The following is a 25,168-nucleotide window of genomic DNA, read 5'->3' as shown; positions in this document are numbered from 1 at the left end:
CGCTGACAGGCCGGTCAGTGTCCGCGATGTCCTGAGACATCAACTGTCGGCGATGTCCTGAGACTCAACAGCGGGTTCCAACCCCGCCTTACCACTCACGACGGCTCAGCCCAGCTCCTTCAGTTCCTGTTCCACCGCGGCCAGTTCCGCCTCGGAACCCTGGACCTTCGGCCCCTTGAACCACTTCCGGGCCGAAACCACCCACCACAGGGCGGCCCCACCCAGCACCACGAGGAAGGCGACCGGCGTGTAGTTGAAGGAGTCCACTGTGATCGGCGAAGCCGGCGGAAGCATGAACAGCACGAAGATGCAGGCGACCCAGACGGACGCGACGATGCCGATCGGCTTCCCCCACTTGCCGAAGTTCCACGGGCCCGCTTCGAACGAATCGCCCCGGCGGACCCGGAGGAACACCGGGATCACGTAGGCGACGTAGAGGCCCACGACCGCGATGGAGGTGACCGCGTAGTACGCCGTCGCGCTCCACAAGTACGGCAGAGCGAGGATCAATGCGCCGATGGCGGCGAGCCACACGGCGTTGGTCGGGGTCTGGGTCCGCTTGTTGATCCGGTGCCAGAAGGCCGAGCCGGGGATCGCGCCGTCGCGGGCGAACGCGTAGATCATCCGCGAGTTCGCCGTCACCGAAGACATCCCGCAGAACAGCTGCGCGCCGATGCAGATGAGCAGGAGGAACTTGCCGGTGGTGACCCCGGTGGCGTCGATGAAGATCTGGGCGGGCGGCACGCCGGTCGCGGAACCGACGGCGCCGTCGTAGTCCTGGATCGCGAAGGTGAGGCCGATCAGCAGGATCCACCCGGCGACCAGGGAGACGAGGATCGAGGTGACGATGCCCCGCGGCCCGGCCTTGGCGGCGTTCTTCGTCTCTTCCGTCATGTGCGCCGAAGCGTCGTAGCCGGTCAACGTGTACTGCGCGAGCAGGAGGCCCAGCGCGAACACGTAGACCGGCGAGGTCCAGCCGGTCTGGTTGACGAACTGCCCGAAGACGAAGCCGGCTTCCTGGTGCTTGGCGGGCACGAAGGCCAGTACCGACACGATGACCAGCACCCCGACCAGGTGCCACCAGACGCTGACGTTGTTGAGGATCGCCACCAGCCGGACACCGAAGGTGTTCAGCAGCCCGTGCACCACGAGGATGATGGCCAGCAGCAGGATCGTGTGCCCCGGCGTCGCCGTGAAGCCCCATTGCAGGTCGAGGAACGCGTTGAGGAACAGCGCGGCGCCGAAGTCGATGCCCGCCGTGACGGCGATCTGGCCGATCAGGTTGAACCAGCCGGTGAACCACGACCAGGCCGCACCGTTGCGGGGCGCCAGTTTCGCCGCCCAGTAGTACAACCCGCCGGCGGTCGGGTAGCTGGAGCACACCTCCGCCATGCCGAGGCCGACGAGGATCACGAAGAACCCGACCAGCACCCAGCCCCAGATCATCGCGGCCGGCCCACCGGTCTTCATCCCGGTGCCGTAGAGGGTGAGGCAGCCGGAGAGGATCGAAATGATCGTGAAGGAGACGGCGAAGTTCGAGAACGCCGACATCGTCCGTTTGAGCTCTTGGGCGTACCCCAGCTGGTGCAGCCGGGCGCTGTCGTCGTCCGCGTGGTCGGGGGTGGTCTGCTGGTCGGAAACATCCATCGGGCACCTCTTGAAAGGTATGCGGCCAGACCATTGAATTCGCCGAAGGTAGCCCTGGTCCCGAAGGGTGTCAAGCCTTCGTGAAGAACTCGTCCAGCCGGCCCAGCAGGGGCCCGCCACCTCGGTGGTTGTTCGAGATCAGGGTCGCGGTCAGCCCGGACGACGGCTCGTGCGTGCTCCGGAACGCCACGCCGTGGTCGCCGCCCTCCAGCCGGACCACACCGGGCCGGGGCAGCCAGAAGCCCAGCCCGTAGCCGTCCGCGTGCGGGCGCAGCATCCTGGCCGTCCACTCGGGTGGCACGATCCGGCCGTCGAGCAGCGCGGGCCAGAACTTCCGGAAGTCCGGTGCGGAGCTGTAGATCCCGCCGTCGCCGTGTCCTGCCACGGGGAGGCTGAACACGTTGGTGCGGCCGTCTTCGAGGTAGCCGGTGGCCGTCCGGGCGGGCAGCGCGTCCGAGCGGAGGAACGCCGTGTCCGTCATCCCGGCGGGACGGCAGACCCGGTCGTGGACGAGCTCGGGGAAAGGTATGCCCGCGATCCGTTCGGCGATCAGCCCCAGCACGACGAAGGCGCCGTTGTTGTACCGGAACTCCGTGCCGGGCGGGGAAACTTGCGGCCAGCCGTCCAACGCGGCGAGGTAGTCGGCCGACGTGGCGAGCAGGGGGTTCGGCGGTGGCTCGGCCTCTTCGTCGCAGTAGTCGCCGATCCCGGAGGTGTGCGTCAGCAGGTGCTCGACGGTCACCCGGTCGTCGATCAGCGGCAGGTCGTCGCCGAGGACCTCGCGCGCGGTCGTCGACAGTGCCAGCCGCCCCTCGGCGATCAGGCTCACGACGACCAGCGCGGTGAACCCCTTCGTGCCGCTGGCGATCGCGAACCGCGTGTCGACGGTGTTCTCGACGCGGTGGGCGATGTGTGCGTACCCGGACGCTTCGGAGAGCAGCGTCTCGTCGCCGCGGCTGACCAGCACCACACCGGAAAAGGGCGCTTCCATGGCCCCAGCGTCCACGGAAGCGCCCTTCACGGCAAAGCGATTACCGGCCCAGGAAGGCGTGCAGCGATTCCAGCGCGGTGTCCGGCTGGTCAGCGAAGAAGCCGTCGACGCCGGCCTTGAAGAACGCGGCCTCCTCGGTGAAGACGTCACCGTAGGCGTCCGGCTCGGCCGACGAGCGCAGGTTCGCGGGCAGGAACGGGTTCTCGTTCCGGAAGGTGTACGGCTGCACCTTCAGGCCCGCCTTGTGCGCGTCCGCGACGAGCGCGGTCGGCGTACCGAGGTTGTCGTTCTTGTCGCGCGGGATGATCTGCGCCTTATCCGGCCCCAGGTACTTCGCGTACTTCGCGACCTCACGCAGCCCCTGCGGCGTCACGAGGTCGGCGTACGTCCGCTTGTCGCCGTTCGCGACGAAGTCCGCCGGGGCGCCGGTCGCCGAGGTCAGCTGCAGCAGCGGCGTCCGGACCTGCTTGTGCAGCGCGATCAGGTTCGACACCTCGAACGACTGGATGATCGCGGGCGCGTCCGGCCGGTCGAGGCCGTTGCGCTTGAGGATCGCCACCAGCTTCGGCTCGGTCGGGTTGCCGATGGACTGGAAGAACGTCGAGTGCTTGACCTCGGGGTAGGTCCCCAGCGTCCGGTGCAGCTCGCGGCCGAGGCGCTTGGTCAGGTCGAGGACCTCCTGGTAAGAGGCAATCTGGTAGCGCCCGTTGTACAGCGTGTTGTGCGGCCGGTTCTGCGGGATCCGCTCGACCGCGCGCAGCGTCTTCAGCTCGGCCAGCGTGAAGTCCTGGGTGAACCACCCGGTGGTGGTGACCCCGTCGAGCACGACGGTCTTCTTCCGGCCCGCGAACTCCGGGTGCTTCGCGACGTCGGTGGTGCCGCCGATCTCGGGTTCGTGCCGGGCGACGAGCTGGCCGTCCTTGGTGGGCACGAGGTCGACGTCCACCCAGTCGACGCCCATCCGGTAGGCGAGCTCGTAGGAGGCGAGGGTGTGCTCCGGCCGGTACCCGGGCGCGCCGCGGTGTCCGATGATCACGGGGACATCGTGGCCCCGCCCGCGCGCGGCCGCATCGGCGGACCCGCTTTCGGCGGCACTTGCGGACCCGGCCGCAACGCCGGTGACGCTCAGCAGCGCCAGCCCGGCGAGTGCGAGCAAGCCGACACGTTTGCGCTTCATCTGGTGACCTCTTTTCACACAGGGTGTGCCCTGACTACTCGCGCCACCCTCGGTGTCGCAAGCATCCGAAGTACGTACCTGGGCGGTCGACGCGGTAAACGGCGCATGGACTCCTGTTCGCCCGGTTTGCGGCCGCGGCAGGACCGGGTCTCGGCGGTGGGTCGAGCTGAGCGGTGGATGGCGGTCGCCGGAATTCCGGTCGGCGCGGTCCGCCCTTCTGGGCAGGTTTCGGCGGAGTCGGTCGCTGTTGAGTGGTGGACGCAGGGGTCTGCTGGTCGGGCTCGGTCTGAAGGTGTGGCTGAGGTGGGTGGTGTTCGCTTTGGCCGGGTGGTGGGGAGGTCTGGGTGGGGTGCGGGTTTGGGCGTCAGCGTCCCGTTCGGGCCGGTGGGGCACCTGGGAACACGCCGCGACTGGCTCAAAAACGGCCCGCCCTCCCTGGGGGCTGCCCCCGCTTCCAGCGTATCGGCGGCGGCGGACAAAACCTGCGCTCCACCGGCACCGCAGGTCGACCTGTCCACACCCCCGGTGACTTGTGGATCGCGGCACACCCCGCAAGAACAAGGCGCGTTCACCGGCTCCATGGAACCCAGCCGAGCCACCCGGGACCACCGTCCACCCGCCGCCTGTCCCGTGGGCAGCGGCCACCCGGACCTGCCCCGGCGACGGCGCGATGTCCTCCGCGAACCCGGCCGGATACGCTGTGCGGCGTGCGCGTATTGGTAATCGGCTCCGGCGCCCGGGAGCATGCCCTCGTCCTGGCTGCGTCCGGCGATCCCGCTGTCACGGCCCTGGCCTGCGCGCCCGGCAACGCCGGGACGGCCTCCGTCGCCGAACAGCTCGGCGTCGACGCCGCCGATCCCGAAGCGGTCGCCGGGCTCGCGAAGAGCTGGCAGGCCGACCTCGTCGTCGTCGGGCCCGAGGTACCGCTCGTCGCCGGCGTTGCCGACGCGGTGCGGAAGGCCGGCATCGCCTGCTTCGGCCCCTCCGCCGCCGCCGCGCGGATCGAAGGTTCGAAGGCCTTCGCGAAGGACGTCATGGCCGCCGCGAACGTGCCGACCGCTCGCAGCGAGGTCGTCGACAACCCGGCCCGCCTCGACGCCGCGCTCGCCCGCTTCGGCCCCACCTGGGTCGTCAAGGACGACGGGCTGGCCGCCGGCAAGGGCGTCGTCGTCACGCCGGACATCGACGTCGCGCGCAAGCACGCCATCATGCTGCTCGACGGCGGGCACCCGGTCCTCCTCGAGTCCTATTTGGACGGACCGGAAGCCTCCCTCTTCTGCTTCGTCGACGGCAACACCGTCGTCCCGCTGCTGCCCGCGCAGGACTTCAAGCGCGTCGGCGACGACGACGCCGGCCCGAACACCGGCGGCATGGGTGCCTACGCGCCGCTGCCCTGGGCGCCCGGGAACCTGGTCGACGAGCTGGTCGAGACCGTCGTCCAGCCGGTCGCCGACGAGCTGGTCAACCGCGGCGCGCCGTTCTCCGGCCTGCTCTACGCCGGCCTCGCGCTGACCTCCGACGGCCCGCAGGTCATCGAGTTCAACTGCCGCTTCGGCGACCCGGAGACGCAGGTCGTGCTGGCCCTGCTGCGCACCCCGATCGCCGGGCTCATGCACGCCACCGCCACCGGCAAGCTCGCCGAGCACCCGCCGCTGGAGTGGTCGGGCGGCGCCGCGGTCACCGTCGTGATCGCCGCCGACGGCTACCCGGGCAAGCCGCGCACCGGTGACGTCATCACCGGCGCCGAACTCGAAGGCGTCCTGCACGCCGGCACCCGCCGCCGGGACGACGGCGCCGTCGTCTCCTCCGGCGGTCGCGTGCTCTCGGTGGTCGGCACCGGCAAGACGCTCAAGTCGGCGCGCAAGCACGCGTACGAGATCGTCGAAAAGGTCCACCTCGCGGGCTCGCACCACCGCACGGACATCGCGCTGAAGGCGGCGAACGGCGAGGTCGCCGCCCCGGCCGCCAAACAGCGCGCCTGATTCCACGGATCGGGGGAACCGGCCGGGCGTGCTCTTCGTCCAAACTCAGGCTGCTGTCACATTCGCGTTGGTAGCCTCGACGGGAGCCGGCCGGTCACTGTCCGTATGACGTCAGGGGAGAGCATGTCAGGACCCTCGTATGACCTCAGCTCAGCCGTCCCGGTGGCGCCGGCGGCCGCGGACGTCCTGGTCCACCCGGACAAGCTCCTCGACGTCGCCCGGATCGTCGAAGAGCAGGCCAACGCCCTCGAAGACCAGCTGCTGACCCGGCTCGGCCAGCTGCGGATCGACGCGCCGTCGGCCGACGTGATCAGCACGCAGTCGGTCCAGGCGTGGAACACCCTGATCGCCGACGGCGACCGCTCCTACGCCGGGCAGGTCCGCGAGTACGTCGCCGGCCTCAAGCGCCTGGTCTCGCAGCTGCGCGAAGCCGCGAAGGACTACAAGCTCAGCGAAGAGGAGAAGGCGGCGGTGTTCGGTGACCGCGGCAAGCACGGTGCGTAACCGGATCGCCGGGGGCGTGCTCGCGACGGCGGCGCTCGCCGGCTGCTCCGCGGGCACCGAAGGCACGCCGTACCCGGTCGAAACGGCCGCCACGGCCGCGTCGCAGAGCGCCAAGGCCGCCCAGCTGCCGCAGCGGCCGTCCGACCTGTCGCTGCAGGGCGTCAACCTCTGCGAGATCTTCCCGCAGGTGCAGCTCGACGCGCTGAAGATCACCAGTGTCCCCCGCAAGGCGCCGGAGGAGGACGGCCGGACCTGCGTGTTCGACGCCGACGGCGCCGAGCCGGTGCACTCCTACCACGTACGGGCCGTGTCGGCGGACCTCGACCAGTGGATCACCGGAAGCCGCAAGAAGAACAGCATGACCACCGAGCCCAAGACCATCGGTGGCTACCCGGCGCTGACGAACTACCGCGCGGCCGGCGACCCCGCCGACTGCGAGACGCTCGTCGGCGTCGCGAAGGGCCAGACGCTGGCCGTCCAGACCTTCGCCATCACCCGCGGCAAGCTCACGCAGCCGCAGCTGTGCGAGATGTCGGCGCACGCCGCCGACATCGCGCTGCAGTCACTGAAAGCACGCAACTAGGGAGGGCGCGTGGAATTCTCCGAGCTCGCGGCCGGGATCCAGAACCACCGGTTCGACGGCTGGACCAACACCGCGATCGCCGACCAGATCACCCGGATGATCAACGGCGACGGCACCGGCAGCATCGGCACCGCCGTCGACGCGCTGAAGGCCGTCGCGACCGCCCTCGCGCACACCGACCAGACGCTGCGCGCGCAGCTGCTGAAGCTCGGCGTCGAGTGGCAGAGCCAGGCCGGGGGCGCGGCGAGCCAGGTGTTCACCGAGCAGGCCGGCTTCTCCCAGGACGCCACGACGAAGGTCGCGCACGCCGCGGAAATGGTGTTCGAGCAGGGCGAGGCCTTCAACCGGACCAAGTACAAGCTGCCGGACGCCGAGACGGTCCGGAAGGGCGCGGGCGGCTTCACCCTCACCGACGGCCTGCTGATGAGCCTCATCGGCTTCGAGACCGACCACGCCCGGCAGGTCGAGGCCGCGAACGACGCCAAGGCCCAGGCACAGCAGGCGCTGAACGAGTACGCGCAGCAAAGCGGCACGAACCTGCTCTCGACGCAGTCGCTGTCCGACCCGGAATCGCTGAAGCTGGCCGCCCCGGGCATCGCGCCGGGGGTGCTGGACGTCGCCGGCGCCGCGGTCGCGGTGACCCCGGACGGCGGCGTGAAGCCCGCCTCGGACAAGGTCCGGTCGGTGCACGTCGACCCGCCCGTGGTCCAGCCGGTGTCCCACACCGTGCACGCCGATCCGCCGACCCCGCTCTACGGCGTCGCCGCGCAGCAACCGCCCGCCCCGGCCGCACAGCAGCCGGCCCGCCAGACCGGCGCGGTCGGCACCGCCGGCGCCGCGGCCGCCCAGCACACGACGCCGAGCTCGTCGACGACGCCGTCGGGCACGAAGCCGCCGGTGGCCCAGCCCGGCCCCGGCTGGGTCCAGACTCCGGGCCGCGGCACCTCCTCCGGTGACCCGTCCGGCCGCTTCACCCCGGGCCCGGGGACCGGGAGCCAGGGCGAACCGTTCTGCCCGCCGGGTGCGCCCGGCGCGCTGCCGCCCGGCTCGGCCCCGCCGACGGCACCGATCAAGTCGCTCGGCGGCGGGGGCGGCGGGACCCCCGGTGGCTCGACCGGCATCGACAGCTCCGCCGGCCGCGGCCCGGACGGCCTGCTGGCCAAGGGCCGCACGGTCGGCGCGATGCCGCAGGCCCCGCTCCAGCCGGGCCAGTACACCGGCGAACGCGGCTTCGTCGCCAAGCCCGGCGCGACCCCCGGGGACATCGGCGCCGGCGCGGCGGCGGTCGGCGCGGGCGTGGCCGGCGGCGCGCTGAGCGGCGACAAGGAGCGTCAGCGGCGCGAGAAGAGCCAGCCCAAGGGCCCGGTGCGGCCGTTGCCGGTCGGCGAGCTGCCCGAGGAGGAAGCCGTCGCGCTGCGGAAGTCGGAGCAGATCAGCCCGAAGCAGCAGCCCGGCGAGACGAAGTTCCTGTCCGAAGCGGCCCCGCAGGAGGAGGACGCCGAGCACGTCCGCCGCTACGGCGTCGACGACCAGGACCTGTTCGCCGACCAGCGGATGGTCTCCCCCGACGTGCTCGGCGACCACGGCAGGGATGTGCGCTGACCGTGTCGCTCGTCCTGTCGGCCCTCGAGTTCGACGTGCTCTGGGAGTCCTTCGAACTGCCCCGGCGGCACGTCGCGCTCGACGTGCCGAGCGAGGGAACCACCCGCTCCGAGCGGCTCGAACTGGTCGAGTCGGCGTGGGCGTCGCTGAGCGAGCGGCGCCTGGCCCGCAACCGGCGGGTGTCCGGCGAGCTGGCCGACCTGCTGCACCTGCTGGCGCGCCCCCAGTTCGGGATCGACGTGTGGGTGTGGGCGGACCGCGAGATCCGCGGCCGCGCGGTCAGCCTGCGCAGCCAGGCGGTGCTGGCGGTGGTGGACAACGGCGAGGTCTGGCTGATCCCGGCCACCGAGGACGGCCTGGCGGAGGCCGCGGTCTCGGTGGCCGGCGACCTCGGCCCGGGCATCGGCCAGACGGTCAGCCTCCCCTACGACGTCGTGAAATCCGCCGACGCGGCGGCCAAAGGCGACGCGAAGGCGCTGGTCACGGCGCTGGAGGACCGCGGGATCCCGCTGTTCCAGGCCCAGGAGCTCTCCGGCATGCTGCTGGGCCAGGAAGCCCGCGGCCAGTTCGGCGCGGAACGCACCTCGCGCGACGGCGTGGTGCACCGCGCGAACCGGGTGGTGGCGTTCTTCGACACGGACGCGGGCCGCTACCTGTTCCAGGTGGGCCGCGACGGCGACGGCCGCGAGTGGGCCACCGTCACCCCGGCCGACAACGCCCTGCTGGCCACCCGGATCCGCGAGCTGGTGGCGGAGGCCTGATCCCCGCCGGGTGGAAGTTGGCCGGGAACCGCCCGCGCGCTCCTCGGGAAGTCATAAGGTAAGCGCGGGAACCGTCCTGGTCACGGCGACGTCTGATCGGGCGGAGACAAGTTTCCGAAGGGGATGACGAACCGTGCCTGTCTACGACCCGGAGTCGATGGCCATCGCGGCCCGCCAGGTGGAGAAGCTGAAGGACGAGTTCGAAAAGTCCAAGCAGAAGGTCACCGGCCTGGACCACGAGAAGGAAAGCCCCTTCGGCGGCATGGACGAAACGGGCGACGCGCACAGCGCGGTCGGCAAGTTCAAGGACGGCGTGCACAACCAGTTCGACGCCGCGGGCAAGCACATGGAGGCGCTGGGGTTCGCCATGCGCAAGGCCGCCGGCCTGATCGCCGAAACCGACCAGGTCGGCGCGAGCGACCTGAAACTGCACGTCGACAAGTGAGCTCGGGGGCACCGAAGTGGGTTTGAACGGGGGCGGCGCCGGAACGCCGGACAACTGGGAAGCCTTCATGAAGAAGGTCGACCAGGTCGAAAAGGTCGATCTGGGAAAAATCACCGCGGCGGCCGCGCAGTTCCGCGAGGCCGGCAAGAACGCCGGTGACCACAACGCATCCCTGAAAAGCTCCACCGACGCACTCGACGCGCAGGTGTGGGCCGGGCCCGCGGCCGACGAGTTCTTCAAGTACGTCCGCCAGGTCCGCGACGCCGGCACCAAGGTGCAGACCCACCTCGAGGACGTCGCCAAGGACCTCGACGACCTCGCGAAGTCGCTCGACCAGATCAAGAAGAACGTCGGGGACAAGCAGCTGGCCGCGGAGAAGGCGGTCAACGAGCGCAACGCCAAGGCCGAAACCGACATCAACAACGCCTTGGCCGCGGCGAAGAAGGCCCACGACGAAGGCAAGCCGGGGCCCAGCCCCAGCGCCGAGGAGATCCTGGCCACCGCGAAGACCGACATCCACACCATCACGGCCGGTTTCGACGGCGACGTGACGGGCCTGCAAACCCAGGCGGACACGGCGATCAAGGCCTCGCAGCAGCTGATGTCCCAGCAGATCCAGGGCGGCTACGACCAGGTCCCCCTGCCCAGCAGCTCGGCGTCGGCCCCCAAGAGCACGGGCGGCATCCACAGCAACGGCTCCTCCCACGGCGGCGGAGGCGGCGGCGGTGGGGGTGGCGGAGGCGGTGGTGGTGGCGGCCTCGGGCCGAGTGGCGGGCCGCCTTCTTCGCCGCCTCCCGGCAATGTGCAACAATGGATTCAGGAGGCCATGAAGGCGCTCCAGGCTGCGGGGATTCCGGTGACGGACGCCGATATCCCGAAGATTTGGGCCATTATCCAGCACGAATCCGGCGGAAATCCCAACGCCATCAACAACTGGGATTCGAATGCGGCCGCGGGGCACCCGTCCAAGGGGCTCATGCAGTGCATCGACTCCACGTTCAACGCCCACAAGCTCCCCGGGCACGACAACATCTACAACCCGGTCGACAACATCATCGCCGGGGTCCGGTACTCGTTCGACCGGTACGGCAGCCTCGACAACGTGCCCGGCATCAAGGCCATGGCCCACGGTGGTGCCTACCGCGGCTACTAGCCTGGCCCCATGGCCGACCTCGGAGCTTTCGCCGGGCCCGCACTGCGGGCCGGCGTGCCGCCCTTCCACGTCATGGACGTCCTCTCCGCGGCCGGGGCGCGGCAGCGCAGTCACGGCGATCTCGTGTCGCTCGCGGCCGGGCAGCCGTCCGCTCCCGCGCCCAAGCCCGTGCTCGAGGCCGCCCAGGAAGCGCTCCGAAAGAGCACCCTCGGCTACACCGAACAGCTCGGCATCCCCGAGCTGCGCGAGGCCGTCGCCGGGCACTACCGGAAGCGGTACGACGTCGACGTCCAGGCGCACGACGTCGTCCTGACCACCGGGTCCTCCGGGGGCTTCCTGCTCGCCTTCCTCAGCGCCTTCGACCCCGGCGCCAAGGTCGCCATGGCGCGGCCCGGCTACCCCGCCTACCGCAACCTGCTCTCCGTCCTGGGCTGCGAGGTCGTCGAATTCGCCACCACCGCCGAGACGAACTTCCAGCCGACCGTCGAGCTGCTGGACCAGCTCGGCCCGATCGACGGCCTGATCGTCGCCAGCCCGAGCAACCCGACCGGCACCGTGCTGCCGCCCGGGGAGCTCGCCGCCATCACCGGGTGGTGCTCGTCGCACGGTGTCCAGCTGATCAGCGACGAGATTTACCACGGCATCTCCTACGGCGCCGAACTCGACTGCGCGTGGCAGTACGGCCGGGAGCCGATCGTGCTCGGCAGCTTCTCGAAGTACTTCGCGATGACCGGCTGGCGGCTCGGCTGGCTGCTCGCCCCGCAACGCCTTCACCGCGCGATCGACGTCCTGACCGGCAACTTCACCATCTGCCCGCCCGCGGTCTCGCAGTACGCGGCCCTCGCCGCCTTCACGCCCGAGGCGTACGCGGAAGCCGACGCGCACGTCGAGCGGTACCGCGCCAACCGCGATCGCCTCTTCGCCGGCCTGCAGCGCATCGGGCTCGACGAGCTCGCCCCCGCCGACGGCGCCTTCTACGCGTACGCCGACGTCAGCGCGTACACGCACGACAGCCTGAGCTGGTGCCAGCGGCTGCTCGCCGACACCGGGCTCGCCATCACCCCCGGCGTCGACTTCGACCCGGTCGACGGCGGCAAGTACGTCCGGTTCTCCTTCGCCGGCAGCGCGGAGGACATAGACGAAGGGGTCCGGCGCCTCGGCGCCTGGCTCGGCCAGGGGGAACCCTGATTTAACCCCGAACGTTGGCGCTACGAGGGGAGTTTCCCGACGCCGGGTGGCACTGTGGAGTCATCGGGCCGGTGGGGCCACGGGGAAGAGTCGGAGGAGCCATGTTCTGGAAGATCGTCGGCGGCCTGATCGTCGCCTGGGTGGCGTTCATGGTGCTGGGCGCCGTGCTCGGCTTCTTGTTCAAGGCCGTTCTGTGGATCGCCATCATCGGCGGCATCGCCTTCCTCGGCGCGGCCGGCTACAAGGCGGTCACCAGCGGCAAGAGGGACCCCCGGCGCATCAACCGCTACTAGGGAATCCGCGCGACGCCGCCGAGCGCGGTCCAGTTGACCGGCGTCAGCGGCGCCAGGCGCGGCCCGTCCGGCCACCACAGGTGCGGCGCGGTCAGCCCGGGTTCGAGCAGTTCGAGGCCGTCGAAGAACGACGTGATCTCGGCCCGCGTGCGGTAGAGCGTGTCGAGCCCGATGCGGCCGAAGCGGTCCTGAAGGGACGTCGCGACGTCGGCCGCGTCGGAGCCGTCGGCCGGGTTGTGCTGGTGCAGCAGGAGCAGGTACGAGCCGGGCGCCAGCGCGCCGACGTAGGACTTGACCACCTGCTGCGCCTGCTGGAGGTCGGCGATGTGGTCGACGACCCCGCACAGCACGAGCCCGGCGGGCCGGTCGAAGTCGATGAACCGCCCGACCCCGGCGAGGGTTTCGCCGGGGTTCAGCGGGTCGGCGCCGCAGATGTGCGTGAAGTCGTTGTCGACGAGCAGGGCCCGGCCGTGCGCCTCCACCACCGGGTCGTCGCCGACGTAGACGACGTGCGCCTCCGGGTTGTACTTCTGCGCCACCTGGTGGGTGTTCTCCGCCGTCGGGAACCCGGACGCGAGGTCGAGGAACTGGTCGACGTCCAGCCGCTCGGTCAGGTAGCGGACGGCGCGCACCAGCCACTGCCGCACTTCCCGCGCCATCGCCGGCGCTTCCGGCGCGATCGCCGTCAGTTGCCGCAGGACGGCGCGATCGGGCTCGTAGTGGTTCTGCCCGCCCAGCAGCGCGTCGGTGACGCGGGCGATGCTCGGCCGTTCGAAGTCGACGTGGGCCGATGGCCGTTCGCTCGTCACCATGCGCACCTACCGGGGAGTGTGGGGACGCTCAGCCTAGGACATGGAGATCACGGCGGGTAGGCGGCCGTGTGGTTCGCGTGAGTGCTCAGTCGAGCCAGGCCCGGGCCGCGTCGGCGCCGTTCCACACGTGGGCCCGCAGCCCGACCGCCCGTGCTCCCTCCACATTGGACTCGCGGTCGTCGAAGAAGAGGCAGTCGGCCGGTTCGGCGCCGAGTTCGTCGAGCAGGAGGCGGAAGATCTTCGCGTCCGGCTTGACGCACAGGACGTCGCCCGAGAACAGCGTCACGCGGAAGAGCCGGGCCCAGTCCTGCGCGCGGACCCACTCGCCGAAGGCGATCGGCGCGTTCGAGAGCAGCGCCAGGTTCGCGCCGGCCTCGGAGAGCGCTTCGAGCAGCGCCTTGGACGACGGTTCCAGGTGTCCCCAGCCCTCGACGTCGATGCGGGTCAGTTCGGCCGACAGCGCCTCGTCGACCGGCGCGCCCACGGCGTCGCCGACCGCCTGCCAGTACTCGAGCGGGGTGCTGCCGGCGTCGTAGGGGATCCGGTGCGCCCAGTACGCCTCCAGGAACTCCGGCAGTGGCGCGCCCATCGCCGCGGCCAGGTCGGGCAGGGCGGCGCTCGGCTTGCTCAGCACGTCGCCGTAGTCGAACACGATCCAGTTCACCAGGGTCCCCAGAACTTTCTTCAGGCGCCGGTCTTGATCCGGCGCAGGGCTTCTTCGACGTCGGTCGCGCTCAGGTCCCGGTGGGTGACGAACCGGACCTTGCCCGCCATCGGCACCGCGCGGATGCCGAGCGAGTCGAGCCAGGCCAGCGTGGCCGGGATGTCGGGGACCTCGGCGAGCACGATGTTGGTGTCGGGGGTGTTGGCCGGCCAGCCGTACTCGCGCAGGCCTTCGGCGAGCCGCCGCGCGTTCTCGTGCGACTCGGCCAGCTCGGGGATGCGGTCCAGCGCGACCAGGCAGGCCGCGGCCAGGATGCCGCCCTGCCGGACGCCGCCGCCGAGCATCTGCCGCATCCGGCGGGCCCGCTCGACGAACGCCGCGCTGCCCGCGACGACCGAGCCGACCGGCGCGCCGAGGCCCTTGCTGAAGCAGGCGGACACGGTGTCGACGCCGACGGTCAGGGCGGCCGGCGGCACTTCGAGGGCGACCGCGGCCTGCCACAGCCGGGCGCCGTCGAGGTGCACGGTCAGGCCGGCTTCCTTGGCGACCGACAGCAGCTGGGCGTGCTCGTCGGGCGGCGTCACCGCGCCACCGGCCGCGTTGTGGGTGTTCTCGAGGCAGAGCAGCGATGTCCGTAATGTGAAGTACGGCCCGGGTTGTCCGATCGCGGCCGCGAGGGCGTCGGGAGACGGACGGCCCGGGCCGCCGTCGTGCTCGAGGATGTCCGGCATGCCGCCGGCCAGCCACGCCGCCGAGCCCAGCTCGTTCACCAGCACGTGCGCGCCCCGGGTGGCGAGGAACCGGTCGCCGCGCTGCAGGTGCAGGCTCAGCGCGATCAGGTTGGCCATGGTCCCGCTCGGCGTCCACAGGGCCGCTTGCATGCCCAGGACGTGCGCCGCCCGCTCCTCCAGTACCGCGATCGTGGGATCGCGCTCGAGGACGTTGTCCCCGACCTCGGCGGAGGCCATCGCCGCCCGCATCGCCTCATCCGGCCGGGTGACGGTGTCGGAGCGGAAGTCCAGTACGGGCGGGCTCAAGGTCACGGTGCGATCACATCACACCCACGTCGTGGGGATCAAACAGCCCTTGAGTGGTCGAACCCACTCCGTCCGTGCAACCGTGGACGCCCCTGATTCCGTCCTCCCGGACGACCGACGACCGAGCGGAGCACGACTGCGCGTGGACCAGCGCGACGAGCAGGAGTTCGCGGAGTACTTCGCCGCCAGGCGGGACGCCGTGCGCCGGACCGCGTACATGCTCTGCGGCGACTGGCACCGGGCGGACGACCTCGCGCAGACGGCGTTCGTGGCACTGCACCGGAGGTGGAAGAAGATCAGGGATCGCGCGGCGACCGACGCGTACGTCCGCAAGACGCTCGTCCGGGCGTCGATCGACGAATCGCGGCGTCCGTGGCGGCGCGAGTGGCAGACCGAGACGCTGCCGGAGCCGTCCGACGACACGCCCGGCCTCGACGACCTCGTCGCGACCAGGGAGGACCTGCTCGCGGCGCTGAAGGAAGTGCCGCCCAAGCAGCGGGCGGTGCTGGTCCTGCGGTTCTTCGAAGGACTCGACGTGACCGGCGCGGCGAAGGCGCTGGGCTGCAGCGAAGGCAACGTGAAGAGCCAGACCGCCCGCGGGCTGGCGAACCTGAGGCAGGTCCTCGAACGGGAGGTGGAGACCAATGGATGAGCAGGAACTGCGCTCGTTGTTCTCCGCCGCGCCGCCGGACCCGCCGTCGCCGACGTTCAGCCGCGACGACGTCGTCCGCGAATCCCGCCGCCAGACCCTGCGCCGCCGGAACCGGATCACCGCCGGGGTGAGCGCGGCCGCGCTGGTCGTCGTCGGCTTCGGGGCGTACGGCGTGCTCTCGGCGGGTACCCCGAAGTCGATGCTCGCGACGGACAACGCCGTGCCCGCGCATTCCGGACCCGGCGTGGCGCAACCCGGCGACGGCTCGATGCGTCCTGAAGTCGGTGGGGAGTCACCGAACTTCTCGTCCCAGCCACCTCAGCAGGGGGGTGCCGGGGACGGGAGGACCGGCCAGTTGGCCGAAGGCGCCTCCGGGTGCGAACAGGTGGACGGGGAGCTCGCCACTGCCCTCGCTGGCGAGCTCCCCGGCCACGTCGTCGCCGCCCAGGCGATCCCGGGCGGCGCCTGTTCGACGGTGTCGCGGTCCGCGGGGTTCCCGGTTCCGGGCGGCGAAGTCGCCGCGGCGGTGTACCCGAAGGGCATCCCGGAGGTCTTCAAGTCCCAGCCGGCCGGCACGGTCACGGCCCGGGCAGGGACGGCGTCCGGTGGGGTGCTGGTGCTGGTCAGCGTGCCTTCCGCGGGCTCGGCGGCGCCGTACGCGGGCCAGGTGGACCAGTTCGCGCGTGCTCTCGCGCCCCAGTTCTGAGCCCGGGTCCGCCCGGTTGGCAGAATGACCGGCCATGACCGCTGCGACCACCCCGAAGGGGGAGCGACGGCGCGCCGCGCTCGTCGAGGCCGCCGCGAAACTGCTCGTCGAAGGCGGGTTCGACGCCGTGCGGCACCGGGCGGTGGCCGAACGGGCGGGCCTGCCGCTCGCGTCGACGACGTACTACTTCGACTCGCTGGAAGACCTCGTCACGGCGGCCGTCGAGCACCACTCGAACGCCGAGCTGGCGACCGGCCGCGCCCGGCTGGAGGAGCTCGCGACCCGCCACCGCGGCGTGCAGGCGACCGTTGACCTGGTGCTCGAGATGCTGCTCGGCCCGGAGAGCGGGGACCCGGCGGCCGACGCCGAAGCCGTCCTCCTGCGCTACGAACGGCTGGTCGCGACCGGCCGCCGCCCGTACCTGCGGCCGCTGATGCGGACGTTGTCGGCCCAGCTCAACGAGCTGCTGACGGAGATCTTCGCCCGCTCGGGCACCCCGGTCACCGCGACCGAGCTCGAGCGGCTGGTCGCGCTGGTCGACGGCGCGGTCGTCAACGCCCTGATCGCGATCGACCCGGAACCGCGCGCGGCGGCCGCCCGCATGCTCCAGGCCGCCCTCGCCGGTGAGCACCCTGCCGCAGCCGGTCGTGAGTGAAAAAGCGGGTTAGAACCCGCCTTACCACTCACGAGCGTGTGCGCTGCGCCTTCTCGAGGTCGTCCTGAGCCTTGGTGACCAGGGCGAGCATCGCCTGTTCCGCAGCGGCCGGGTCACCCGCGACGATCGCGTCGAACACCTTCCGGTGGCTCGGCACCGGGTCTTCCGCCGCCGGCGCGCTGTGCACCAGCTTGTCCCGCTCGGCCAGCCCGATCGCGATGATCCGTTCCATCCGCACCAGGAAGTTGTTGTGCGTGGCGGCCATCAGCCGCCGGTGGAAGGCGAGGTCGGCCTGGACGCTGGCCTCCGGGTCGTCGCCGGCGGCGGCCATGTCGGCGAGCGCGTCCCGCAGCGACTCGAGGTCCTCCTCCGACGCGCGCCCGGCCGCGATCCGGGCGGCGGCGGGCTCGACGACCGCGCGGACCTCGGTGAGCTCGTCGAGCAGCCCGGGGTCGTCGGCGGCCGCGGTCTGCCAGCGCATGACGTCGGCGTCGAGCATGTTCCACTTCTCGCGCGGCTGCACGAAGGTGCCGCGCTTCTGCCGGGCGTCGATCATGCCCTTGGCGGCCAGCACCTTCAGCGCTTCGCGCAGCGCGGTCAGGCTGATGTCGAGCTCTTCGCGCAGCGCGGGCAGGTCCAGGACGGCGCCCTCGCCCCACTCGTCGGAGAGGATCCGGCTGGCCAGTGCCTCCACGGTCTGGCCGTGCAACCCGCGTGGCCGGTGTTCGGTCAATGGAGGGCCCTCTCCGCCGGCAGGTGATGACCGCATTATGAAGGCCGGGTCAAGGCAGCGACACCGGCAGCACGAACGTCGGCGAGCCGGTCGGGTAGTACCGCAGTTCGGCCTCGCCGGACGCGGTCAGCGTGAACGCCGTGATCGCGTCCTCCGACTGCGCCGCCACGTAACACGTCCCGTCCACCAGTGCGAAGTGCCGCGGGTTCGCGCCGCACGGCTGGTCCGCCACGGCCGCCGCGTCGTCCAGCGCGAACTCCGTCACGCAGTCCGGGCCGCGGTTCGACACGTACAGGCGTGAGTCGGCCAGTTCGAGGTGCGCCACCAGGTTCGGCCCGGACGGCGCCTTGAGGGTGGACGCCGTGGAGGCCACCACCTCGAACGCGCCCGGCGTCTTTTCCCGGACCGTGACCAGCGTCCCGGCCAGCTCGCCGACGACGTACGCCAGGTCTGTGCCCGGACGCCGCACCAGCTGGCGCGGTCCCGTGCCCGGCGGCAGTGAGGACACCGCCAGCGGCTCGAGGCTGCCCGACGACGTCAGCGTGTAGCTCCGGATCTCGTCGGTCCCCAGGTCGACCGCGCTGACGACGGAACCGTCCGGCGACGGGACCACCATGTGGACGTGCGCCGCCTCCTGGCGGTCGGCCACCGGCCCGCTGCCGCTGTGCTGAACCAGCGCCGTCCGGGCGGCCAGGGTGCCCGAAGACGACAACGAGAACACCGCCACGCTGCCGCCGCTGTAGTTGGCGCACAAGAGGAACCGGCCGTCCGGCGTCACCGCGAGATGGCACGGGTGCGCGCCGCCCGTCTCGGCCGTGCCCAGCACGGAGAGCTCGCCCGAGGGGGCGATGGCCAACGCCGTCACGCGGCCGGTTTCGGTCTCGTTGGCCGCGTACAGCACCGGCAACGACGGGTGGCGGACCAGCCACGACGGCGACTCCAGCGGCAGCGAAGCCACTTCGCGCAGTGAGCCGGACGGTGACCGGGAGAGCGTGGTGATCCCGGTGCCGTTCCCCGCGCCGCCGGTGTAGCACCCGACGAAGACCAGCTCAGCCATGCGCGCTCCTCAACAGCGTCTCGACCCGGTCGGCGATCTCCGCGGCCGTGCCGCGGGTCAGCGCCGAGCCGATCCCGCAGGCGACCGCACCCGCCGAGAGCCAGCCTGGCACGTCCTTCGGGCCGATGCCGCCGGTGGGTACCAGCGGCGCTTGCGGCAGCGCCGCCCGCACGTCCGCCACCCATGACGGCCCCAGCGCCGACGCCGGGAACACCTTCACCGCGTCGGCCCCTTCCTCCAGCGCGCGCACGATTTCGGTCACCGAGCCGGCGCCGGGGAAGGCCGCCGCGCCGTACCGGTGCGCGGTCCGGATCACCGCGGTGTCCACCGACGGCGACACCAGAAACCGCGCCCCCGCGCGGATCGCCAGCACCGCGGACGTCTCGTCGAGCACCGTGCCGGCCCCGATCGTCACGTCCGGGTAGGCGGCCGCCAGCCCGGAAATCGCGTCCAGCGCACCGGGGTTCGTCAGCGGCAGCTCGATCGAGCGCAGCCCCGCTTCCAGGGCCGCGCGGGCCGCCGTGACCGCCGACTCCGCGTCGTGCGTGCGCACGATGCCCACGACACCCTGGTGCAGAGCGGCTGCGGTGATCTCCCAGCGGTAGGTCATGGGCCCAGATTACCTTGTGAACTCTTAAATTAGGATTTATTCTCTGGCTCGGAGGACGGGAGAGACGATGCCGACAGCGGTGGTGACCGGAGCGGCGTCCGGGATCGGGGCGGCGACCGCGCGAAAGCTCATCGACGACGGCTACCGGGTACTGGGCGTGGACATCGCCGAACTGCCCGAGGGTGTCACGCCGATCCGGGGTTCGGTGGCCGACGAAGCGACCTGGGCCGACATCGGCGAGGTGGACGCGCTGGTCAGCAACGCCTACGTCCCCAGCGCCGGGCCGCTGCACGAAATCGACCGGGCCGAGTGGCAACGCCAGCTCGACGTCAACCTGACCGGCACCTACCTCGCCGTGCGGGCCTGCCTGCCGTCGCTGCGAGAACGGCGTGGCGCGATCGTGCTGGTCTCGTCCGTGCACGCCCACTTCGGACTGCCGGGCCACCCCGCGTACGCCGCGAGCAAGGGTGCGCTCGTCGCGCTGGCCCGCCAGCTGGCCGTCGAGTACGCGCCCGAGGTGCGGGTCAACTCCGTGCTGCCGGGTCCGGTGCTCACCGAGGCGTGGAACCGCATCTCGACGGCGGACCGGGAACGCAGCGCGCGGGCGACGCCGGCGGGCCGCCTCGGCGACCCGGCCGAGGTGGCGAACGTGATCGCGTTCCTGCTCTCGCCCGCCGCGTCGTTCGTCACCGGCGCCGAACTGACCGTCGACGGCGGCTGGTCCGCCGCCAAGGATTCCGCGTAGAAACAGGAGTACCCGGGTGAAGATCACCGCCATCGAGACGTTCCTGGTCGCGCCGCGCTGGCTGTTCGTCAAGGTCAGCACGGACGAGGGGATCAGCGGCTGGGGCGAACCCGTGGTCGAGGGCCGCGCGGAGACCGTCCGCGCGGCCGTGCACGAGCTGTCCGAACTGCTCATCGGCCAGGACCCGCTGCGCATCGAGGACCACTGGCAGGTCCTGCGCCGCGGCGGCTTCTACCGCGGCGGCCCGGTGCTTTCCAGCGCGCTGGCCGGGTTCGACCACGCGCTGTGGGACATCACGGGCAAGGTCCGCAACGCGCCGGTGCACGAGCTGCTCGGCGGGCCGGTCCGCGACCGCGTCCGCGTCTACAGCTGGGTCGGCGGCGACCGGCCCGCCGGCATCCGGGAAGCGGTGGCCGCCCAGGTCGAGGCCGGGTTCACCGCGGTGAAGATGAACGTCGCCGGCCCGCTGACGGCGATCGCGTCGCCGGCCGAGGCCGACGCGGCGGTGGCGCGCGCCTGGGAAGCGCGGGAGGCGCTCGGCCCGCACCGCGACCTCGCCATCGACTTCCACGGCCGCGTCTCGCCCGCGATGGCGCGCCGGCTGGTGCGGCTGCTGGAGGACGTCCAGCCGATGTTCGTCGAGGAGCCGGTGCTGCCGGAGATCCAGGGCGACGCGCTGCGCGCGGTCGTCGAAGCCTCCACGGTGCCGATCGCGCTCGGCGAGCGGCTCTACTCGCGCTGGGAGTTCAAGCCGGTGCTCGACGCCGGGGTCGCGGTGGTGCAGCCCGACCCGTCGCACGCCGGCGGCATCTCGGAGTTGCGGCGGATCGGGGCGCTGGCCGAGGTGTACGGCGCTTCGCTGGCGCCGCACTGCCCGCTGGGCCCGATTTCGCTGGCGGCGTCGCTGCAGGTCGCCTTCGCGACCCCGAACTTCCTGATCCAGGAACAAAGTGTGGGCATGCACTACCACGAGGGACGCGAGCACGTGTACCTCACGGATCCGTCGGTCTTCGCCTTCCAGGACGGCTACGCGGCCCGCCCGCTCGGCCCCGGACTCGGCATCGAGGTCGACGAAGAAGCCGTGCGCCGGGCGGACGAGGCCGGGCACGCCTGGCGCTCACCGATCTGGCGCCACGACGACGGGAGCTTCGCCGAGTGGTGAAACCCCGGGCCGTCAGCGCGCTGACCTGCGCAGGTATCGTGAGGGCGTGACGGACAAGCCCCGCATTCCGAACGTGCTCGCCGCCCGCTACGCCTCGGCGGAGCTGGTCTCGCTCTGGTCCCCGGAGCAGAAGGTCGTCCTGGAACGGCAGCTCTGGCTCGCCGTCCTCAAGGCGCAGAAGGACCTCGGCGTCGAGGTGCCCGACGGGGTGATCGAGGCTTATGAGCGCGTGCTCGAGGACGTGCGGCTGGATTCGATCGCCGCCCGCGAGCGCGTCACCCGGCACGACGTCAAGGCGCGGATCGAGGAGTTCAGCGACCTCGCCGGCCACGAGCACATCCACAAGGGCATGACCTCGCGTGACCTCACCGAGAACGTCGAGCAGCTCCAGCTGCTCCGTTCCCTCGAGCTGGTGCGAACCCGCGTCGCCGCGGTGCTGGCCCGGCTGGCCGCCCTCGCCGTCGAGCACGCCGACACCGTGATGGCCGGGCGCTCGCACAACGTCGCCGCGCAGGCCACCACCCTCGGCAAGCGGTTCGCCACCGCGGCCGACGAGCTGCTGGTCGCCTTCGAGCGGCTCGACAACCTCATCGAGCGGTACCCGCTGCGCGGCATCAAGGGCCCGGTCGGCACCGCGCAGGACATGCTCGACCTGCTCGGCGACGAGTCCACTTTGGACCAGCTCGAGGACCGCGTGACGCAGCACCTCGGCTTCAACCGGCGGTTCGTCAGCGTCGGCCAGGTGTACCCGCGCTCGCTCGACTTCGACGTGCTGTCCACTGTGGTCCAGCTCGCCGCGGCGCCGTCGAGCCTGGCCAAGACGATCCGGCTGATGGCGGGCCACGAGCTGGTCACCGAGGGCTTCAAGCCCGGCCAGGTGGGCTCGTCGGCCATGCCGCACAAGATGAACACCCGCTCCTGCGAGCGCGTGAACGGCCTCGCCGTCGTGCTGCGCGGTTACCTCTCGATGATCGGCGAGCTGGCCGGCGACCAGTGGAACGAAGGCGACGTCTCCGACTCGGTCGTCCGCCGCGTCGCGCTGCCGGACGCCTTCTTCGCGCTCGACGGCCTGCTGGAGACGTTCCTCACCGTGCTCGCCGAGTTCGGCGCCTTCCCGGCGGTGATCGAGCGTGAGCTCGATCGCTATCTGCCGTTCCTCACCACGACGAAGGTGCTCATGGCGTCGGTCCGCGCCGGCGTCGGGCGTGAGACGGCCCACGAAGCCATCAAGGAGCACGCGGTCGCCGTCGCGCTCGAGATGCGCGAAGGCCGCGCGGAAAACGACCTGCTCGACCGGTTCGCCGCCGACGAGCGCATCCCGCTGGACCGCGGTGAGCTGGACAAACTCCTCGCCGACCGGATTTCGTTCACCGGCACGGCCGGGCGGCAGGTCACGCAGGTGGCCGAGCGCGTCGCCGAGGTTCTCGCGCGGTTCCCCGAAGCTGCGGGGTACGTGCCGCAGCCGATCCTGTGAGCTGACGCACCCGTCCACAGAGTGGAACGAATCCACACGAACGGGCGAAATCCCTAATCTCGATCGCACGAAACCGGAGCGTCAGGACGTTTACCCAGTGACCTGACGTGCTTTCCTCGCGCCCTGGGCGCGCCAACCTCTGGAAGAAGCGATGAGATCCACGCTGTCGAAAATCGCCGCGGCCGTCACCGCGGGCGCGCTGACGCTGACCCTGGCCGCCTGCGGTGGCTCGGGCAGCCCGGCCGCGGGGCAGACCCTCCGCGTCGGGACGCTGAGCGACGCCCCGCCGTCGATCTACCTGGAGAACGGCCGGTTCACCGGCTACGACAACGAGCTGCTGCGCGACATCGCCCAGCGTGAAGGCTTCGAGGTCGAGTTCGTCGGCACCGAGTTCTCCAGCCTGCTCGCCGGTGTCGCCGGCGGCAAGTTCGACATCGGCAGCTCGACGATCTCCAGCACCGAGGCGCGCAAGAAGACGGTCGCCTTCTCCAACGGCTACAACACCGGCTTCACCACGGTCGTCACGGCGAAGGGCGCGAACCTGAAGGACGTCGCCGCGCTGGGCGGCAAGCGGCTCGGCGTGGTCCAGGGCTCGGTGCAGGACGAGTTCGCGGGCAAGGTCGCCGGAGCCCAGGTCGTCCGCTTCCCGGACTACAACGCGGGCTTCGCGCAGCTGAAGAACGGCACCCTCGACGGCTGGGTCGTGCCACAGGACATCGGGCAGAAGTACCTGGACCAGAACCCGGCCGTCCCGCTGGAGCTCGGGTACACGGTCGAGGACAAGGACACGCCGTCGGCGTTCGCGGTGGCGAAGAAGAACACCGACCTGCTGAACAAGCTCAACGACGGTCTCGCGAAGGCCATTGCGGACGGCACGGTCGCCCGCATCTACGGGCAGTTCTACAAGAACACCCCGCTGTCGAAGGAACTCCAGCAGGGTGGCCCCGGCCTGCCCGTGAAGAACCTGGGTGCGTGACATGAAGAAGCTGATCGTCACCGTGCTGGCCGCCGTCCTGACGCTGACCGCGTGCGGCGGTTCGGACAGCGCTTCCTCGACGCTGCGCGTGGGCACCCTGAGCGACGCCCCGCCGAACATCTATCTCAAGGACGGCAACTACACCGGCTTCGACAACGAGCTGCTCAAGGCCATCGCGGCCAAGCAGAACCTGAAGCTGGAGTTCGCCGCGACCGACTTCTCCGCGCTGCTCGGGCAGGTCGCGTCGGGCCGCTACGACATCGCCAGCTCGGCGATCGCGCAGACCGACGAGCGCAAGAAGACGGTCGACTTCTCCGCGGCCTACGACTTCGAAACGATGAGCATCCAGGCCAAGCAGGGCACGCCGGTCACCGACGAGAAGGGCCTCGCCGGCAAGCGCGTCGCCGTCATCCAGGCGACCGTCGGCGACCACTGGCTGACCGGCACCGTGCCGAGCGCCCAGGCCGTGCGCTTCCCGGACTACGCCGCCGCGCTGACCGCGCTGAAGAGCGGCGCGGTCGACGCGTACATCCTGGACCAGTCCATTGCCGAGAAGAACGTCACCGACAACCCGGACGCCAAGCTGGTCGTCGTGAAGAGCTTCGTCACGGACGTGCCGCACGGTTTCGCGGTGAAGAAGGGCAATGCCGAGCTGCTCGGCAAGATCAACGACGGGCTCAAGCAGGTGATCTCCGACGGGACCTGGCTTAAGCTGCACCAGCAGTTCCTGCCGACCGCTCCGGTGCCGGCCGGGTTCCAGGGTTAGGAGAAGCATGAAGAAGACACTGGTCACGGCGCTCACCGCGACCCTGCTGGCCGCGCTCACGGCGTGCGGCGGCTCGGACAGCGGCGGCGGGAAGACCCTGCGCGTCGGCACGCTGAGCGACTCGAAGCCGAACGCCTACCAGGAGAACGGCAACTACACCGGCTTCGACAACGAGCTGCTGAAGGCCATCGCGGCCAAGGAGGGCCTGAAGCTGGAGTTCGCCGCGACCGAGTTCTCGGCGCTGCTCGGCCAGGTCGCCAACGGCACGTTCGACATCGGCAGTTCGGCGATCTCGCAGACCGACGCCCGCAAGAAGACGGTCGACTTCTCGGCCCCGTACAACTACCAGGCCCTCGGCATCGAAGCCAAGGAAACCGCGGGCATCACCGACGAGACCTCCCTGTCCGGCAAGCGGGTCGGCGTCGTCCAGGGCACGGTCTCGGACACCTGGCTCGGCACGAACGCGCCGACCGCGCAGGCCGTCCGGTTCCCCAACGACGCTGCCGCCCTCAACGCCCTCAAGACCGGCGCGATCGACGGCGCGGTGTTCGACCAGGCCACCGCCGAGGACTACGCGAAGAACAACGCCGACGCGAAGCTCAAGGTGACCAAGGCGATCACCACGACCATCCCGCACGGGTTCGCGTTCAAGAAGGGCAACACCGAGCTGATCGACAAGATCAACGACGGCCTCAAGAAGGTCATCGCGGACGGCACCTGGGTCAAGGTGCACGACCAGTTCGAGCCCACCGCGCCGGTGCCCGCCGAGTTCAAGCCGGGGCAGTAGTCCACA

At 70.9% G+C, this 25,168-nt stretch carries 27 protein-coding genes; 18 read left to right on the top strand and 9 right to left on the bottom strand.

The genetic code is table 11. From position 1 onward, the window contains the following. Nucleotides 1-105: 105 nt before the first annotated feature. From IE317_RS33170 to IE317_RS33160, 3 genes are all read right to left on the bottom strand, one after another. Entirely contained in the window at nt 106-1,647 is a 1,542-nt protein-coding gene (locus IE317_RS33170) for an amino acid permease (protein WP_191315312.1), read from the bottom strand. A 70-nt stretch (nt 1,648-1,717) separates the two neighbouring features. Further along, complete coding sequence (locus IE317_RS33165) at nt 1,718-2,638, bottom strand: serine hydrolase domain-containing protein (RefSeq protein WP_191315311.1); 921 nt, start codon at nt 2,636-2,638, stop codon at nt 1,718-1,720. 40 nt (nt 2,639-2,678) lie between these two features. Next, nucleotides 2,679-3,815, bottom strand: coding sequence for a glycerophosphodiester phosphodiesterase (locus IE317_RS33160; protein WP_191315310.1), 1,137 nt, complete (start codon nt 3,813-3,815; stop codon nt 2,679-2,681). Between the two features lie 707 nt (nt 3,816-4,522). Here IE317_RS33160 and purD point away from each other — a divergent pair. The 9 genes from purD (at nt 4,523) to IE317_RS33115 (ending at nt 12,326) form a co-directional block, all read left to right on the top strand. Next, nucleotides 4,523-5,797 (top strand): phosphoribosylamine--glycine ligase, encoded by a 1,275-nt coding sequence (purD, locus tag IE317_RS33155; protein WP_191315309.1) that lies wholly within the window; start codon nt 4,523-4,525, stop codon nt 5,795-5,797. A 123-nt stretch (nt 5,798-5,920) separates the two neighbouring features. Then, nucleotides 5,921-6,301 carry a hypothetical protein gene (locus tag IE317_RS33150; RefSeq protein WP_191315308.1) on the top strand — a complete coding sequence of 127 codons (381 nt, stop codon included), beginning with the start codon at nt 5,921-5,923 and terminating at the stop codon, nt 6,299-6,301. Between the two features lie 16 nt (nt 6,302-6,317). Beyond that, on the top strand, nt 6,318-6,884 hold the full coding sequence (locus IE317_RS33145; protein WP_191315319.1) for a DUF3558 domain-containing protein: 567 nt from the start codon (nt 6,318-6,320) through the stop codon (nt 6,882-6,884). A 9-nt stretch (nt 6,885-6,893) separates the two neighbouring features. Beyond that, entirely contained in the window at nt 6,894-8,486 is a 1,593-nt protein-coding gene (locus tag IE317_RS33140) for a hypothetical protein (protein WP_191315307.1), read from the top strand. Between the two features lie 2 nt (nt 8,487-8,488). Then, nucleotides 8,489-9,247, top strand: coding sequence for an ESX secretion-associated protein EspG (locus IE317_RS33135; RefSeq protein ID WP_191315306.1), 759 nt, complete (start codon nt 8,489-8,491; stop codon nt 9,245-9,247). A 133-nt stretch (nt 9,248-9,380) separates the two neighbouring features. Continuing rightward, a complete protein-coding gene (locus tag IE317_RS33130) occupies nt 9,381-9,692 on the top strand; it encodes a hypothetical protein (RefSeq protein WP_191315305.1) in 312 nt (103 codons plus the stop codon). A gap of 16 nt (nt 9,693-9,708) precedes the next feature. Next, complete coding sequence (locus IE317_RS33125; RefSeq protein WP_191315304.1) at nt 9,709-10,845, top strand: transglycosylase SLT domain-containing protein; 1,137 nt, start codon at nt 9,709-9,711, stop codon at nt 10,843-10,845. A 9-nt stretch (nt 10,846-10,854) separates the two neighbouring features. Continuing rightward, nucleotides 10,855-12,033, top strand: coding sequence for a pyridoxal phosphate-dependent aminotransferase (locus IE317_RS33120; protein ID WP_191315303.1), 1,179 nt, complete (start codon nt 10,855-10,857; stop codon nt 12,031-12,033). A gap of 101 nt (nt 12,034-12,134) precedes the next feature. Beyond that, nucleotides 12,135-12,326 (top strand): hypothetical protein, encoded by a 192-nt coding sequence (locus tag IE317_RS33115; protein ID WP_191315302.1) that lies wholly within the window; start codon nt 12,135-12,137, stop codon nt 12,324-12,326. On the opposite strand, the gene IE317_RS33110 is transcribed toward IE317_RS33115, so the two are convergent. The 3 genes from IE317_RS33110 to IE317_RS33100 all read right to left on the bottom strand — a co-directional run bounded on the left by IE317_RS33110 (nt 12,323) and on the right by IE317_RS33100 (nt 14,845). Continuing rightward, the gene (locus tag IE317_RS33110) at nt 12,323-13,138 is read right to left on the bottom strand and encodes an SAM-dependent methyltransferase (RefSeq protein ID WP_191315301.1); all 816 of its coding nucleotides are present in this window, start codon (nt 13,136-13,138) and stop codon (nt 12,323-12,325) included. The two genes, IE317_RS33115 and IE317_RS33110, sit on opposite strands and share 4 nt — an antisense overlap. 85 nt (nt 13,139-13,223) lie before the next feature. Further along, complete coding sequence (locus IE317_RS33105) at nt 13,224-13,802, bottom strand: HAD family hydrolase (RefSeq protein WP_191315300.1); 579 nt, start codon at nt 13,800-13,802, stop codon at nt 13,224-13,226. Nucleotides 13,803-13,822: 20 nt separating this feature from the next. After that, nucleotides 13,823-14,845: a threonine aldolase family protein gene (locus tag IE317_RS33100; RefSeq protein WP_191315299.1), complete on the bottom strand. Its 1,023-nt coding sequence runs from the start codon at nt 14,843-14,845 to the stop codon at nt 13,823-13,825. Between the two features lie 136 nt (nt 14,846-14,981). Here IE317_RS33100 and IE317_RS33095 point away from each other — a divergent pair, with 136 nt between their 5' ends. Genes IE317_RS33095 through IE317_RS33085 form a run of 3 tightly spaced genes read left to right on the top strand, consistent with a single transcriptional unit; the run spans nt 14,982 to nt 16,852 of the window. Next, the gene (locus IE317_RS33095; protein ID WP_191315298.1) at nt 14,982-15,491 is read left to right on the top strand and encodes a SigE family RNA polymerase sigma factor; all 510 of its coding nucleotides are present in this window, start codon (nt 14,982-14,984) and stop codon (nt 15,489-15,491) included. After that, entirely contained in the window at nt 15,484-16,197 is a 714-nt protein-coding gene (locus IE317_RS33090) for a hypothetical protein (protein ID WP_191315297.1), read from the top strand. The genes IE317_RS33095 and IE317_RS33090 overlap by 8 nt, the downstream gene beginning before the upstream one ends. A 34-nt stretch (nt 16,198-16,231) precedes the next feature. Continuing rightward, complete coding sequence (locus tag IE317_RS33085; protein ID WP_191315296.1) at nt 16,232-16,852, top strand: TetR/AcrR family transcriptional regulator; 621 nt, start codon at nt 16,232-16,234, stop codon at nt 16,850-16,852. Nucleotides 16,853-16,880: 28 nt separating this feature from the next. On the opposite strand, the gene IE317_RS33080 is transcribed toward IE317_RS33085, so the two are convergent. The 3 genes from IE317_RS33080 to IE317_RS33070 are packed head-to-tail and all read right to left on the bottom strand — an operon-like array spanning nt 16,881 to nt 19,252. Further along, nucleotides 16,881-17,585, bottom strand: coding sequence for a FadR/GntR family transcriptional regulator (locus tag IE317_RS33080; RefSeq protein ID WP_191315295.1), 705 nt, complete (start codon nt 17,583-17,585; stop codon nt 16,881-16,883). A 49-nt stretch (nt 17,586-17,634) separates the two neighbouring features. Next, a complete protein-coding gene (locus IE317_RS33075; protein ID WP_191315294.1) occupies nt 17,635-18,642 on the bottom strand; it encodes a lactonase family protein in 1,008 nt (335 codons plus the stop codon). Next, nucleotides 18,635-19,252, bottom strand: coding sequence for a bifunctional 4-hydroxy-2-oxoglutarate aldolase/2-dehydro-3-deoxy-phosphogluconate aldolase (locus tag IE317_RS33070; protein ID WP_191315293.1), 618 nt, complete (start codon nt 19,250-19,252; stop codon nt 18,635-18,637). Before IE317_RS33070 ends, IE317_RS33075 begins: the two co-directional genes overlap by 8 nt. 67 nt (nt 19,253-19,319) lie before the next feature. On the opposite strand from IE317_RS33070, the gene IE317_RS33065 reads away from it, so the two are divergent. The 6 genes from IE317_RS33065 to IE317_RS33040 all read left to right on the top strand — a co-directional run bounded on the left by IE317_RS33065 (nt 19,320) and on the right by IE317_RS33040 (nt 25,162). Further along, a complete protein-coding gene (locus IE317_RS33065) occupies nt 19,320-19,997 on the top strand; it encodes an SDR family NAD(P)-dependent oxidoreductase (RefSeq protein ID WP_191315292.1) in 678 nt (225 codons plus the stop codon). A 16-nt stretch (nt 19,998-20,013) separates the two neighbouring features. Next, the gene (gene dgoD / locus IE317_RS33060; protein ID WP_191315291.1) at nt 20,014-21,159 is read left to right on the top strand and encodes a galactonate dehydratase; all 1,146 of its coding nucleotides are present in this window, start codon (nt 20,014-20,016) and stop codon (nt 21,157-21,159) included. Nucleotides 21,160-21,205: 46 nt separating this feature from the next. Continuing rightward, nucleotides 21,206-22,633 carry an adenylosuccinate lyase gene (gene purB, locus IE317_RS33055; protein WP_191315290.1) on the top strand — a complete coding sequence of 476 codons (1,428 nt, stop codon included), beginning with the start codon at nt 21,206-21,208 and terminating at the stop codon, nt 22,631-22,633. 151 nt (nt 22,634-22,784) lie between these two features. Continuing rightward, on the top strand, nt 22,785-23,609 hold the full coding sequence (locus IE317_RS33050) for an ABC transporter substrate-binding protein (RefSeq protein WP_191315289.1): 825 nt from the start codon (nt 22,785-22,787) through the stop codon (nt 23,607-23,609). Nucleotide 23,610: 1 nt separating this feature from the next. Further along, nucleotides 23,611-24,375, top strand: a complete 765-nt coding sequence (locus tag IE317_RS33045) for an ABC transporter substrate-binding protein (protein ID WP_191315288.1) — start codon at nt 23,611-23,613, stop codon at nt 24,373-24,375. A 7-nt stretch (nt 24,376-24,382) separates the two neighbouring features. Beyond that, nucleotides 24,383-25,162, top strand: a complete 780-nt coding sequence (locus IE317_RS33040; protein ID WP_191315287.1) for an ABC transporter substrate-binding protein — start codon at nt 24,383-24,385, stop codon at nt 25,160-25,162. The last annotated feature ends 6 nt before the right edge of the window (nt 25,163-25,168 follow it).

The organism is Amycolatopsis bullii, assembly GCF_014654205.1.
Taxonomy (GTDB): Bacteria; Actinomycetota; Actinomycetes; order Mycobacteriales; family Pseudonocardiaceae; genus Amycolatopsis; species Amycolatopsis plumensis.
This window is presented reverse-complemented; position numbering and strand designations above follow the sequence as displayed.

What these genes read in the sequence shown, in the direction of transcription:
- IE317_RS33070 (WP_191315293.1), bottom strand. Translation starts at nt 19,252, where the DNA reads ATGACCTACCGCTGGGAGATCACCGCAGCCGCTCTGCACCAGGGTGTC.
- IE317_RS33170 (WP_191315312.1), bottom strand. Translation starts at nt 1,647, where the DNA reads ATGGATGTTTCCGACCAGCAGACCACCCCCGACCACGCGGACGACGAC.
- IE317_RS33160 (WP_191315310.1), bottom strand. Translation starts at nt 3,815, where the DNA reads ATGAAGCGCAAACGTGTCGGCTTGCTCGCACTCGCCGGGCTGGCGCTG.
- IE317_RS33150 (WP_191315308.1), top strand. Translation starts at nt 5,921, where the DNA reads ATGTCAGGACCCTCGTATGACCTCAGCTCAGCCGTCCCGGTGGCGCCG.
- IE317_RS33045 (WP_191315288.1), top strand. Translation starts at nt 23,611, where the DNA reads ATGAAGAAGCTGATCGTCACCGTGCTGGCCGCCGTCCTGACGCTGACC.
- IE317_RS33085 (WP_191315296.1), top strand. Translation starts at nt 16,232, where the DNA reads ATGACCGCTGCGACCACCCCGAAGGGGGAGCGACGGCGCGCCGCGCTC.
- IE317_RS33115 (WP_191315302.1), top strand. Translation starts at nt 12,135, where the DNA reads ATGTTCTGGAAGATCGTCGGCGGCCTGATCGTCGCCTGGGTGGCGTTC.
- IE317_RS33050 (WP_191315289.1), top strand. Translation starts at nt 22,785, where the DNA reads ATGAGATCCACGCTGTCGAAAATCGCCGCGGCCGTCACCGCGGGCGCG.
- IE317_RS33165 (WP_191315311.1), bottom strand. Translation starts at nt 2,638, where the DNA reads ATGGAAGCGCCCTTTTCCGGTGTGGTGCTGGTCAGCCGCGGCGACGAG.
- IE317_RS33065 (WP_191315292.1), top strand. Translation starts at nt 19,320, where the DNA reads ATGCCGACAGCGGTGGTGACCGGAGCGGCGTCCGGGATCGGGGCGGCG.
- IE317_RS33090 (WP_191315297.1), top strand. Translation starts at nt 15,484, where the DNA reads ATGGATGAGCAGGAACTGCGCTCGTTGTTCTCCGCCGCGCCGCCGGAC.
- IE317_RS33120 (WP_191315303.1), top strand. Translation starts at nt 10,855, where the DNA reads ATGGCCGACCTCGGAGCTTTCGCCGGGCCCGCACTGCGGGCCGGCGTG.
- IE317_RS33040 (WP_191315287.1), top strand. Translation starts at nt 24,383, where the DNA reads ATGAAGAAGACACTGGTCACGGCGCTCACCGCGACCCTGCTGGCCGCG.
- IE317_RS33110 (WP_191315301.1), bottom strand. Translation starts at nt 13,138, where the DNA reads ATGGTGACGAGCGAACGGCCATCGGCCCACGTCGACTTCGAACGGCCG.
- IE317_RS33075 (WP_191315294.1), bottom strand. Translation starts at nt 18,642, where the DNA reads ATGGCTGAGCTGGTCTTCGTCGGGTGCTACACCGGCGGCGCGGGGAAC.